The 12,473-nt window shown below is 32.6% G+C and carries 12 protein-coding genes; 8 read left to right on the top strand and 4 right to left on the bottom strand.

The annotated features are described in order from the left end of the window. Positions 1 to 44: 44 nt before the first annotated feature. The gene (locus tag C8C83_RS06110; protein ID WP_121327056.1) at positions 45 to 635 is read left to right on the top strand and encodes a transposase; all 591 of its coding nucleotides are present in this window, start codon (positions 45 to 47) and stop codon (positions 633 to 635) included. Between the two features lie 153 nt (positions 636 to 788). Next, a complete protein-coding gene (gene pbpC / locus C8C83_RS06105; protein ID WP_121327054.1) occupies positions 789 to 3,164 on the top strand; it encodes a penicillin-binding protein 1C in 2,376 nt (791 codons plus the stop codon). A 444-nt stretch (positions 3,165 to 3,608) separates the two neighbouring features. Here the strand turns inward: pbpC and C8C83_RS06100 are convergent, their stop codons facing one another. Beyond that, positions 3,609 to 5,153, bottom strand: coding sequence for a ribonuclease E/G (locus tag C8C83_RS06100; RefSeq protein WP_121327051.1), 1,545 nt, complete (start codon positions 5,151 to 5,153; stop codon positions 3,609 to 3,611). 388 nt (positions 5,154 to 5,541) lie between these two features. Beyond that, positions 5,542 to 5,832, bottom strand: coding sequence for an HU family DNA-binding protein (locus C8C83_RS06095; protein WP_007805026.1), 291 nt, complete (start codon positions 5,830 to 5,832; stop codon positions 5,542 to 5,544). Between the two features lie 140 nt (positions 5,833 to 5,972). On the opposite strand from C8C83_RS06095, the gene mutY reads away from it, so the two are divergent. From mutY to gldD, 4 genes are read left to right on the top strand one after another with little or no spacing between them, the layout of a single operon-like run. Then, a complete protein-coding gene (mutY, locus tag C8C83_RS06090) occupies positions 5,973 to 7,019 on the top strand; it encodes an A/G-specific adenine glycosylase (protein WP_121327049.1) in 1,047 nt (348 codons plus the stop codon). A gap of 37 nt (positions 7,020 to 7,056) precedes the next feature. Further along, positions 7,057 to 7,497: a single-stranded DNA-binding protein gene (gene ssb / locus C8C83_RS06085; RefSeq protein ID WP_121327047.1), complete on the top strand. Its 441-nt coding sequence runs from the start codon at positions 7,057 to 7,059 to the stop codon at positions 7,495 to 7,497. A 23-nt stretch (positions 7,498 to 7,520) separates the two neighbouring features. Further along, positions 7,521 to 8,816 carry a gliding motility-associated protein GldE gene (locus C8C83_RS06080; RefSeq protein ID WP_121327045.1) on the top strand — a complete coding sequence of 432 codons (1,296 nt, stop codon included), beginning with the start codon at positions 7,521 to 7,523 and terminating at the stop codon, positions 8,814 to 8,816. Between the two features lies 1 nt (position 8,817). Further along, entirely contained in the window at positions 8,818 to 9,378 is a 561-nt protein-coding gene (gene gldD, locus C8C83_RS06075) for a gliding motility lipoprotein GldD (RefSeq protein WP_121327043.1), read from the top strand. Positions 9,379 to 9,720: 342 nt separating this feature from the next. Here the strand turns inward: gldD and C8C83_RS06070 are convergent, their stop codons facing one another. Together C8C83_RS06070 and C8C83_RS06065 are read right to left on the bottom strand one after the other, a co-directional pair. Further along, positions 9,721 to 10,182 carry a VOC family protein gene (locus C8C83_RS06070; protein WP_121327041.1) on the bottom strand — a complete coding sequence of 154 codons (462 nt, stop codon included), beginning with the start codon at positions 10,180 to 10,182 and terminating at the stop codon, positions 9,721 to 9,723. A 157-nt stretch (positions 10,183 to 10,339) separates the two neighbouring features. Next, complete coding sequence (locus C8C83_RS06065; protein ID WP_121327039.1) at positions 10,340 to 10,717, bottom strand: heavy metal-associated domain-containing protein; 378 nt, start codon at positions 10,715 to 10,717, stop codon at positions 10,340 to 10,342. A gap of 99 nt (positions 10,718 to 10,816) precedes the next feature. Between C8C83_RS06065 and C8C83_RS06060 the strand changes: the two genes are divergently transcribed. Together C8C83_RS06060 and C8C83_RS06055 are read left to right on the top strand one after the other, a co-directional pair. Further along, the gene (locus tag C8C83_RS06060; protein WP_121327037.1) at positions 10,817 to 11,683 is read left to right on the top strand and encodes an EamA family transporter; all 867 of its coding nucleotides are present in this window, start codon (positions 10,817 to 10,819) and stop codon (positions 11,681 to 11,683) included. A 443-nt stretch (positions 11,684 to 12,126) separates the two neighbouring features. After that, on the top strand, positions 12,127 to 12,360 hold the full coding sequence (locus C8C83_RS06055; protein ID WP_121327035.1) for a hypothetical protein: 234 nt from the start codon (positions 12,127 to 12,129) through the stop codon (positions 12,358 to 12,360). Positions 12,361 to 12,473 lie beyond the last annotated feature (113 nt).

Raw genomic sequence — 12,473 nt, 5'->3', positions numbered from 1 at the left:
CTAACAGGTTTTTAAAACCTGTTAGGATAATAAAATCGAAGAAGGTGAAGAAGGATTTTTTTGAAGAGGGACAATATTATCATATCTATAACAGAGGAAATAACAAGGAAAATATTTTTATCGAAGAAAAAAATTACAGGTACTTTCTTGAAAAAATGAAGAAATATATTTTACCCATTGCAGATGTTTATTCATATTGTTTGCTGAAAAATCATTTTCATATTGTTCTTAGAATAAAAGATAAAGTAGATTTACCTGAAAAATTAAAAGAGAAGATTCATTTGCCATTTTCTAATCTATTTAATTCTTATTCAAAAAGTATTAATAAGGCTTATAATAGAACAGGAAGTTTATTTCAAGAGCATTTACAGAGAAACAGAATAGAAAATGAAGATTATTTGAAACAGTTAATTATTTATGTTCATTTGAATCCTGTTAAACATAAATTTTCAGAAAGGTTTGAGACATATTTGCATTCATCATATCGTTCGTTTTTATCTGATAAGTTAACAAGTATTGATCGAGATTTTATTGTTAATTTATTTGGAGGATTGGAGAATTTTAAGTTTTGTCATGATGAAAGAAGACTTCTTTATGAGGGAGTAATTAATGATATAAATTTATCTGACGAATAAAAATTTAGTAAATTATCCTAACAGGTTTCCAAAACCTGTTAGGTATTATTAGTAGGTTGTATTAAATAAAAGGAAAAGGTTTTTTAGGGATCTAAATGATGCCTAACAGGTTTTGGAAACCTGTTAGGATACGCAAAAAGCAGTAAAATTACTTTGAAAAATAAATTAATAGCGTTCATACAACGCATTATAAATTGGATAAAAAAGAATAAAATAAAATCAGCAATTGTATTTCTGCTTTTGCTGATTTATTATTTCTCATTGCCCCGAACTTTGTTTCAAGAGCCTTATTCTACGGTTATTGAGAGTAAAGAAGGAGAATTGCTTGGTGCAAAAATTGCGCGCGACGGACAATGGCGTTTTCCTGCGCAAGATAGTGTTCCGGATAAATTCAAGAAATGTATCGTTTACTTTGAAGATGAATATTTTTATAAACATCTCGGTTTTAATCCCGTTGCGATGGTAAATGCAATTAAACAAAATAGAAAAGCGGGTAAAGTTGTCCGTGGTGGAAGTACATTAACGCAACAAGTTATTCGGTTATCCCGAAAAGGAAAAGGAAGAACTTACTTTGAAAAAATTATAGAAATTATTCTGGCAACGCGATTAGAGTTAGGATATTCTAAAGACGAAATTTTAGAATTGTATGCAGCTCACGCCCCATTTGGTGGAAATGTAGTTGGTTTGGAAATGGCTTCGTGGCGATATTTCGGCGTACAATCAAATCAATTGTCGTGGGCAGAAAATGCGACTTTAGCAGTTTTACCAAATGCGCCTAGTTTGATTTATCCCGGAAAAAATCAAATTAAGTTATTGAATAAACGTAATAGACTTTTGTTGAAACTTCATAAGGAAGGGATAATAGACAAACAGACTTACGAACTTTCAGTCGAAGAACCATTGCCTCAAAAACCTTATGATTTACCTCAAATTGCGCCTCATTTATTGCAACGTGTAGCTAAAGAAGACGAAGGAACGCGAGTAAAAACAACTGTAGATTATGCTTTGCAAAACAGGGTAAATCAAATTGCGAGATATTATTACAATCAATATAAACAGAATGAAGTTAATAATTTGGCGATTCTGGTGATTGATGTTTCAAATCGAAATGTGATGAGCTATGTTGGAAATTCTCCAACCGATAAAGACCATCAGAAAGATGTTGATATTATTGACGCGCCAAGAAGTACCGGAAGTATTTTAAAACCTCTTTTGTATGCCGCAATGCTTGATGATGGCGAATTATTGCCGAATACTTTAGTAGCAGATATTCCAACGCAAATTGCAGGTTATACACCGCAAAATTTTAATCTAACATTTGATGGTGCGGTTCCGGCTCATCGTGCATTATCGAGATCTTTGAATATTCCGGCAGTTTTGATGTTGCAGGATTTTGGAGTAAATAAATTCTATGAAGAATTACAAAAATTCAAATTAAGAGACATTAATAAAACACCCGATCATTACGGATTATCGCTTATTTTGGGTGGAGCCGAAAGTAATTTATGGGATTTATGCCGAACGTATGCTAATTTATCTTCAACGGTTAATTATTATACTAAAAATCAGGAAAAATACAGAACAAAAGAATTCACAGAACTAAATTTTAGAAATGATTTTGAGCCTGATTTTGGTTCAGAAACAGATCAGAAGAACACATTAGGCGCAGGATCGATTTGGTTAACTTATAATGCAATGGAAGAAGTAAACCGACCAGAAGGAGATGAGGCTTGGAAGTTTTATGATAGCTCATTAAAAATTGCCTGGAAAACCGGAACCAGTTTCGGGAATAGAGATGCATGGGCAATTGGTACAAATTCTAAATATGTGGTCGGAATTTGGGTTGGAAATGCGACTGGAGAAGGAAGGCCAACTTTAACTGGAGTAACAAGCGCTGCGCCAATTTTATTTGATGTTTTTAATTTATTACCGAGACAAAAATGGTTTCAAACCCCATATAAAGATCTGGATGAAGTTGAGGTTTGCCGTTTAAGCGGTTATTTGGCTAAAGATGGCTGTCCAAAAATCAAACAATGGGTTCCTAAAAAAGGGAAATCAACTGTGGTTTGTCCCTATCATAAAACGGTACATTTAGATAAAACAGAAAAGTTTCAGGTCAATAGCAGTTGCGAAAGTATTGATAATATTGTGACTAAAAATTGGTTTATTTTGCCTCCGGTAATGGCTTGGTATTATAAAAGTCAGCATATTGAATATTTACCTTTGCCACCTTTTAAAGAAGATTGTCAAGGAACGCAGTCAGTAAATATGGATTTTATTTATCCGAAAACGAATAGTAAAATCTATTTAACGAAGAATTTTAACAGCGAAGTTCAGCCTGTAATTCTAAAAGTGGCTTATTCTGAAAGAGATAAAGAATTATTTTGGTATGTTGATGATGTTTATAAAGCAACTACAAAAACGTTTCATGAATTGCCAATTACATCAACTTCAGGAATACATTATATAACGGTTGTAGATGCTTCTGGGAATGAAATAAGGAGAAGAATTGAGATTGTAAGGGAGTGAAAATGAAATTCCAATTTTTTTAAAATTCTAAATTCCAAAACGGGTTCTTATTGAGGTAATCTTTGTCAAAGCTTAAAACTTTGACAAAGATGTCCCGATATTTTGTCATTTCGACCGAAGAGAGAAATCACACAAGAAATTCTGTAAAGAATGTTGACAATCTTTGGCGATCATCGATTGTGATTTCTCTCTTCAGTCGAAATGATAAAAAACTTCTTATGAAAACGAATGCCTAGCCCAGATAGGAGCGGTATCCTTTTTCTGGCTTCTTTAGCCAGGAAAAGATACAAGTGGATAGCTGGAAATTGCTTCAAATAAAAAATATTTTGCCACGAATTACACAAATTAGCACAAATTAATTCGTGTTCATTCGTGCAATTCGTGGCGAAAAAAAATAAAAAGGCATAAAAAAACCGCCAATCTTTCGAGAGGCGGTTTTGATTTTTATTCTGAAATAACATTTCCTTTTTTATCATAGAAATGGTATTCTAAGTACGTGTAAGCGTCACGAGGTATGATTTTCACCCATTTCTTATGTTCAAAAAACCATTTTGAACGTAATGATGGAAAACCTTTACTGAGGTATGCAGCCACAAATGGATGTACGTTAAGTACAACGCCTTTGTGGGTTTTTAAAATTCTGTCTAAATCAGATGCGATTTTATCAATGATTAAAATTGGCGCTTCAATTTCGCCATGTTCATTGTTTGGATCTTCTTCTCTAGTTTTAATATTAACTTCTGGTCTTACGCGTTGTCTGGTAATTTGAACTAAACCAAATTTACTAGGCGGTAAGATTTTATGCTTTGCTTTATCGTCGCTCATTTCTTCTCGCAAGAAGTCGAACAAGACTTTCCTGTTTTCAGGATTAGACATATCGATAAAATCAACTACGATTATTCCGCCCATATCACGCAAACGAAGTTGTCTGGCAATTTCAGCGGCAGCGATCATATTTACTTCCATGGCGGTATCTTCCTGATTAGTCGCCTTATTTGAACGGTTTCCGCTGTTTACGTCTATAACGTGAAGAGCTTCAGTATGTTCGATGATAAGATATGCGCCTTTACTCATGGAGACTGTTCGTCCAAATGAAGTTTTGATTTGTCTCTCTATATTGTATTTCTCGAAAATTGGAGTGTCATTTGATTGATAAAACTTAACAATCGATTGTTTTGAAGGTGCAATTTCTTGCAGATATTCCTTCGTTTGATGGTACAACTCTTCGTCATCTATCTGGATACCACTAAAGGTATCGTTGAATACGTCTCTCAATATCGAAGAAGCTCTGTTGAGTTCTCCTAATACTTTTGAGGGATGATGAGCAGTTGGTAATTTTTTACACATTGCAGTCCATCTGCCAAGCAGGTTCTGCAAATCTTTTTCTAATTCGGCTACGTTTTTGCCTTCGGCTACTGTACGAACAATAACACCAAATCCTTTAGGTTTGATCGATAGAACAAGTTTTTTTAGACGATCCTTTTCTTTTTTGTCTTCTATTTTTTGAGAAATAGAAACACGGTCAGAAAACGGAACGAGAACAATAAATCTTCCTGCCAATGAAAGCTCAGCGCTTATTCTTGGACCTTTGGTCGATATAGGTTCTTTAACTACTTGAACTAAGACAGATTGATTGGCACTTAAAATATCAGTAATGATGCCATCTTTGTCAATCTCTTTTTCAAACTGAAAGGTTTTTAGGGAGAAATCTTTTAATTTACCTGCGCTTACAAGTTTTATGAATTTCAGTTGGGAAGCTAAATTTGGACCTAAATCGTGATAATGTAAAAAGGCATCTTTTTCGAAGCCTACATTCACAAAAGCAGCGTTAAGTCCGGCAACTGGTTTTCTAATTTTGGCAATAAAAATATCACCAACCTGAAAGTTGCTTTTTTCTTCTTCTTTGTGTAATTCAATTAGTTTTCCATCTTTTAATAAGGCAAAATCTACTGCTTCAGAACTAGATCTAATGATTAATTCTTTATTCACACTGTAAATTTTTATCTGTTTTTTCAGAAAATAGAAAAAGAGAGAAGAGTATAGATTCAAAAAAAATCTAAAATCTTAAGTCTAAAATCTAAAATCTTATCTACAGATGGATTAAACAATATTTTTAACAGGTATTGAACCCGGGGGAATTTTTGTAACCAGTTTTCAGTATCAGTTAGCAGTTTTAAGCTGCAGACTGTGACTGTTTACTGAGACTAGATTCCAATTTCAATGAACGTTTAAAAAGAAAAAAGTAGTTTAAAACTACTTTTTCTTTTTGTGACGGTTAGCTCTCGCTCTTTTTTTACGTTTGTGAGTAGCTACCTTATGTCTCTTTCTTTTTTTACCACTTGGCATATCGTGTCGATTTTATGATTAATTAATAGTATTATTTTGCTTCGTTATTCGTTTTTACTCCCTCTACAAAAACTTTTGCAGGTTTAAAAGCAGGAATGTTGTGTGCTGGAATTTTGATAGTGGTGTTTTTAGAAATGTTTCTACCTGTTTTTTCAGCTCTGGTTTTTACAATAAAACTACCAAATCCTCTTAGGTAAACATTGTCTCCAGTTTCTAATGAAGTTTTAACTTCTTCCATAAAAGTTTCTACTGTTGCTTGAACATCTCCTTTTTCAAGACCTAGTTTCTCTGAAATTTTCGCTACGATATCTGCTTTCGTCATTTTCTTTCCTATTTTATTTTATAAATGGTGTACTATTTTTTTGAGTTTGCAAATATAGGAATTAAAAAAATAATTAATCAAGCTAATTCGTTAAATTTTAATTACATAAACATTTACTTTTGTATTCTAAGTATTTTGCAATGAATTTTTCTAACATATTGATAAAATGGTATTTACAAAACAAACGTGATTTGCCATGGCGAAAAACGACCAATCCGTACCATATTTGGCTCTCAGAAATTATGTTGCAACAGACTAGAGTTGCGCAAGGAATGCCATATTTTTTTGCTTTTACGGAGGAATTTCCTACCGTTTTTGATTTGGCAAATTCCTCAGAAGAGCAAGTTTTGAAACTTTGGCAGGGATTAGGGTACTATTCTCGAGCCAGAAATTTGCATAAAACGTCTCAATTTGTCTCAAATGAGCTTAATGGAGTTTTTCCTGATACCTATAAAGAATTATTAAAACTAAAAGGTGTTGGTGAATATACAGCCGCAGCAATTGCTTCTTTTTCTTATAATGAAGCGGTTCCTGTTGTCGATGGAAATGTATTTCGAGTGCTTTCTCGTTATTTTGATATAGAATCTGATATTGCAGCGCCTGCAACAAAAAAAGAATTTACAGAACTCGCTTCTGAATTAATGCCAAAAGACAATCCTGCAATTTTTAATCAGGCAATAATGGAGTTTGGCGCTTTGCAATGTGTGCCCAAAAGTCCGGATTGTTCTGTTTGTGTTTTTAATCATAGTTGTGCGGCTTTACAAAAAAAGAAAGTTTCGGTTTTGCCTGTGAAATCAAAAAAGATTAAAGTGACAAATCGTTTCTTTAATTATTTGATTCTGGAAGATGTTTTAGGGAATACATTAATTCAGAAAAGAACATCAAAAGGAATCTGGCATAATTTATATGAGTTTCCTCTTTTGGAAACTGCTGAAATTGTAGGTTTTGATTTTGTTTCAAAAGCAGTCAAAAATGATATTTTTCCTTCCTATACTATATTAAGTATAGAAGAGTGTAATGAAACGACTGTAATTCATAAACTTTCGCATCAACATCTTCATATTCAGTTCTGGAAAGTTAAAATTAACGAAATAATTGTTAATGGATTGAATACCACTGATTTGAAAAATTTTCCTTTTCCAATTGTGATTTATAATTTTATTGAAAAGCAGGAAATAAATTGCTAAAAAAATGTATCTTTGAGGGAAATACTACTACAAAACCATGAACGGAACATTAAATAAAGTAATGCTAATAGGCCATTTAGGAGACGATGTAAAAATGCATTATTTTGATGGCGGAAATTGCATTGGGCGTTTTCAGTTGGCCACAAATGAAGTTTATATTAATAAAACGACTAACGAAAAAATAACTTCAACAGAATGGCATAATTTAGTTGTGCGCAATAAAGCTGCTGAAATTTGTGAAAAATATTTGTCTAAAGGAGATAAAATATATATTGAAGGACGTATAAAATCGCGTCAATGGCAAGCTGAAGATGGTACAACCAAATATACCACAGAAATTCAGGTTACCGAGTTTACTTTCTTGACTACCAAAAAAGAAACTGGAAATCATAAACCAAATCACGATTCAGAATCGCCAAAAAGTACTAACTTTGACGCGGCTAACGAAGGCTTGCCTATTAATGACTTGCCTTTTTGATTGTTTAACTAATCTTTTTTAATTTGGACCCAGAGCCCAGTTTACTCTTATCTACAACTCTAGACATCAATTTAATAATTGGTTTTGTCGGAATATTTATTTTGCTGTTTTTGTCAGCAATCGTTTCAGGTGCCGAAGTAGCACTTTTTTCACTTTCTCAAAAAGACATTGATGATGCCTTAAATGAGAATCTTCCGAAAGGAAAAATTATCTCAAATCTTTTAGATAAACCCAAAAAATTACTTGCAACATTATTGGTTGCTAATAATTTTCTCAATATTGGAGTTGTTATTTTGTTCTCCTTTATCGGACAAAATATCTTTGACCAAATTGATTCGCCGGTTTTGAAATTTATTTTAGAAGTAATTCTCGTTACTTTTCTGATTTTATTATTTGCAGAAGTTTTGCCTAAAGTTTACGCAAGCCGAAACAATATAAAGTTTGCAAAACGCGTTGCTTATCCAATCGCTGTTTTAGATAAAGTATTATCGCCAATAAGTTTGCCAATGCGAAGCATTACATTGTATTTGCAGAATAAATTGGGGAAACAAAAGAATAGTTTTTCGATAAATCAGCTTTCGCAAGCCTTAGAACTTACAGATTCTGAAGGAACATCGAGCGAAGAACAAAAAATATTAGAAGGAATTGTTTCTTTTGGAAATACCGACACAAAACAAGTAATGAGTCCAAGAATTGATATTTTTGCATTAGAAATATCAGAAACATTTAAATCAATTTATCCTAAGATAATCGAAAAAGGGTTTTCGAGAATTCCTGTTTATCGCGATAATATTGATCAGATAGAAGGCGTTTTGTTCGTAAAAGATTTATTGCCTCATATTGATAAAGAAGAATTTGACTGGACAGCTTTAATGAGAGAAGCATTTTTTGTTCCTGAGAATAAAAAATTAGATAACTTATTAAAGGATTTTCAAAGTCTTAAAAGTCACTTGGCAATTGTGGTTGATGAATATGGAGGAACATCAGGTTTGGTTTCTTTAGAAGATGTAATCGAGGAAATTGTTGGAGATATAAGCGATGAATTTGATGATGAAAATTTGAATTTTTCCAAGATCGATGAAAAGAATTTTCTTTTTGAAGGGAAAATCAACATGAAAGATTTCTATAGAATAGTTGATGTTAATGAAGATATTTTTGAATCTCATAAAGGAGAAGCAGAAACTTTAGCAGGTTTTATTCTGGAAATTTTGGGTAATTTCCCTAAAAAAGATCAAAAAGTAGCTTTCGAAAACTGTGTTTTTACAATAGAGACAGTTGATAAAAAGCGTATAAAACAAATAAAAGTAACAATAGATTAAAATGCTTAAAAGATTATTTTCGGTAGCGACAATTTTACTAACATTAACCGTTTTGAGTTGTAAAGATGATGTGGTGCCAAAACCGTCAAGTTTCTTGCGCTTAGATTATCCCGAAGCAAAGTATGTGAATTTTGCGAACAATTGCCCGTTTAGTTTCGAAATGAACGAAAGTGCGGTTATTAAAGGAGAAAAAGATTGTGGATTTGCAATTACTTATCCAAAAATGAAAGCGACTATTTATTTGACATATAAGCCAGTAAATGGCGATATTAATAAATTGCTAAAAGACGCTCAGAAATTAACGTATGAGCACGTTATTAAAGCCGATGATATATTAGAACAGCCGTATTTAAACCCACAAAAAAAGGTTTACGGAATGTTTTATCAAGTAGATGGAAACGCGGCTACAAACTCGCAATTTTATGTTACAGACAGCACAAAACATTTTATAACAGGATCGGTTTATTTTTATGCCAAACCTAATTTTGATTCTGTTATGCCAGCGGCAAGTTATATCAAAAATGATATGCAAAGGCTTATGGAAACTTTGAAGTGGAAATAAAAAATCAAAACATGAAAAAAGGCGTTCAATTTGAGCGCCTTTTTTTATGTTCAATAAATGGGATTAAATTCTAATATTTATGGATCACTACAAATACCTGTGGGGAAACATAAAATATTTTGTATTGAATAATCATTTTAAACGCAAAGTTAGCAAAGATTTAATTTTACTTTTCGCAATAGAAAACACAAAGTTCGCAAAGCTAGATCAACACAAAGCTTTGCGAACTTTGTGTTTTTATAAAACCCGATATGTATAAATTTTTTTTTGTGCCCTTTGCGGTTAAATTCATCCTTAATTTTTATCGTTCCACAGGTTTTTGTATTATACCATATTTAGAGTTTAGGAAGCTGAAAAAGCCTCGTTTATAAATTCCTGAAGTCCTGCATCTTCAAGTATTTCAATCGAAAATTCTCCAAAACGTTTTGGAAGCCAGATAATTCTAACGCCACTTGGCGAGTTAAGATCTTCTTTTGATATGGCATTTCCGTTCTCATCTTCCGGTTGAACGCCAGAAGTGATTAATTCGTCAAAAGTAGCTTCGATATCCTGAGTTGAATAACAATGGCGATAAATTGTTCCTTCGCCTTTTGTATCTAATAAATCTTTTAGGTTTCCGGAGAAAGGCTGAACAAGCATAAAACGTTCCTGACCCATTTTTACAACAGCATATGTAACATGCAATTCGTCTCGTTCCCAAGTGAAAGTTTTTGAAATCTCGGCTTTAAAGATTTTTGTATAATAGTCGCAGGCAACTTGCAGGTCGTTAACTAAAATATCTATATGACTAAATTTAAGATCCATTATTTTATGACTGTATATTGATGGTTGTAATATTCGAAGGGAATTATGATCTAAAATATAATTTTGAAAATCATTCACAAAAAAACAGTAGTAATCCGGAAATTACTACTGTTTAGAATTTTATTTTCAATCCTTTTAGGGATGAATAATCATTTGATTACGATTTAATATTCGAAACTTTATAAGTTTTTCCGTCACCAGTTGCCTGAACTGTTTTGGTTAGATTATCTTGATTTAAAACCGTTTTGTCAAAGACTACAGTTGCAGTTTTTTTATCAAAATCAACAGTTGCTTTTTCTACTCCGTCAAGATTCGATAATTCTTTTTCGATTGTTTTTGCACATCCCATTGCACAAGTCATTCCTTCGATTTCGAAACTTGCAGTTTGTACATTTTCCGCAGCGATTGCTTTGTGTTCTTTTGCAGCTGCTTCAATCGGTTTTATATTGGCTAGATTTTTATCTTCTTCTTTTTTGCAGCTTACAAATATTAAACCTGCAATTGCTAATGACGCTACGATTTTTGTGAATTTCATTTTATATAATTTTAGTTATCAAAAATTGTTATTGCAAAATTAGCAAAATCAAGAGGTTAATTCATGAAAATAATACAAATTTGCATCAAAATAGTATTTATGGATGCAAAGCAATTAAAATGGGCTTATTTATTGGTTCTTTCGCTAATCTGGGGAAGTTCTTTTATTTTAATCAAAAGAGGATTAGTAGGCTTAACTGCAGTACAGGTTGGTTCATTCCGAATTATTTTTGCAGCACTATTTTTGTTGATTGTAGGTTTTAAAAGTTTGAAGAAAATTTCGCGACGCCAATGGAAGTTTGTTGCGATAACATCTCTTTTTGGAACTTTTACTCCCGCATATCTTTTTGCTATTGCAGAAACCGAAGTTGATAGTTCAATCGTAGCTATTTTAAATTCGCTTACGCCTTTAAATACTTTAGTTCTGGGAATTATTGTTTTTGGAATCCAATTTCAAAAGCGTCAGGTTCTGGGAGTTTTCGTCGGATTAATTGGGTGTTTATTGTTGGTTTTAAGCGGAGCTTCATCACATCCCGGACAAAATTATTATTATGTTATTCTGGTTGTAATTGCAACGCTTTGTTATGCGATAAATGTCAATTTGATCAAGAAATATTTATCCGATTTAAATTCCCTAAGTATTACAACAGGAAATTTTGCTGTTTTGCTTTTACCAGCTTTAATTATCTTAAGTACAACCGATATTACGCAAAGAATAAGTTTTGAAGCAACACAACATTCTATTTTATTCGTAATGATTTTAGGCGTTTTAGGAACCGGAATTGCCAATGTTTTGTTCTTTAAATTAATACAAATGTCATCGCCGGTTTTTGCAACATCGGTAACATATTTAATTCCGATAGTAGCATTTTTCTGGGGATTATTAGATAACGAAATGCTCACGCCAATTCAGTTTTTTGGAGCGTTTATTATTTTGATTGGAGTTTATTTGTCGGCTAAAAAGTAGTTTTTTGTTGTGAGATGTGAAATGGTTTTTGTGAAATATCATTTAGGATTTTAATATTTTTTAGGAGCTAATCCCGCTATCCGTTTCAATCTTTTGTGGCGACCCCCGCCACAAAAGGATTTCCACTTCTATCGGGGCTAGGGCAATCATTTTCATACAGATATTTTCGTTAAGTTTGTTGTTTCTCGGTTATTCAACAAAATAAACATTGTCAAGAATTTGTGCTAAATAGAATTGTTAATCTATTTGTATAATAAAATACTTTTGTAGTCATTTTCATTCTTTTTTAGGTATCTTCGTAATCCTAAAAGTTAAGATTATGAATTCAGAAAAAAGATTTACCCGTGTGGTATGGTGGCGGTATTGGAAACAACCGTAACGCTTTCTTAACAGCGTAGGACACCTTAGCTATGCGGGTTTTATTTTCCCTAAAGTTAAGAATTATGAGTACAAACACCCTTTCAAAAGAAGCAGAATTGAGATTGACAGATTTTTTCAACAATTCTGTCGATGCTAAGTTTATGGCAAAGACAATCCGGCAAGTAAATTATTTGCTTGTTTTGAGTTTAATGCGAGAATGTGAAACGCTGGAAATTGATAAAAGAAACCTCGAAAACGGCTTTTATTGGTTAAATGAATTAGCCGAAATTCTAAATCCTTATTTAAATGTTGAATGATTAAACAATAAAGGCTGTCGTAATTGATAGCCTTTATTGTTTATGTTAGAAGCACGCAAAGTAAGCCATGGATTTTTAGCAGTTCCGCAGGAACAAAATATATTGTAGAGATG

It is taken from the genome of Flavobacterium sp. 90 (genome assembly GCF_004339525.1).
In the GTDB taxonomy this organism is placed as follows: Bacteria; Bacteroidota; Bacteroidia; order Flavobacteriales; family Flavobacteriaceae; genus Flavobacterium.
The sequence above is the reverse complement of the archived record's forward strand: the minus strand, read 5'-3'. Positions and strand labels throughout refer to the sequence as shown.

Coding starts and splice junctions, on each gene's coding strand:
- C8C83_RS06070 (WP_121327041.1), bottom strand. CDS start 10,182: ATGGATCTTAAATTTAGTCATATAGATATTTTAGTTAACGACCTGCAA.
- C8C83_RS06055 (WP_121327035.1), top strand. CDS start 12,127: ATGAGTACAAACACCCTTTCAAAAGAAGCAGAATTGAGATTGACAGAT.
- C8C83_RS06065 (WP_121327039.1), bottom strand. CDS start 10,717: ATGAAATTCACAAAAATCGTAGCGTCATTAGCAATTGCAGGTTTAATA.
- C8C83_RS06095 (WP_007805026.1), bottom strand. CDS start 5,832: ATGACGAAAGCAGATATCGTAGCGAAAATTTCAGAGAAACTAGGTCTT.
- ssb (WP_121327047.1), top strand. CDS start 7,057: ATGAACGGAACATTAAATAAAGTAATGCTAATAGGCCATTTAGGAGAC.
- mutY (WP_121327049.1), top strand. CDS start 5,973: ATGAATTTTTCTAACATATTGATAAAATGGTATTTACAAAACAAACGT.
- C8C83_RS06060 (WP_121327037.1), top strand. CDS start 10,817: ATGGATGCAAAGCAATTAAAATGGGCTTATTTATTGGTTCTTTCGCTA.
- gldD (WP_121327043.1), top strand. CDS start 8,818: ATGCTTAAAAGATTATTTTCGGTAGCGACAATTTTACTAACATTAACC.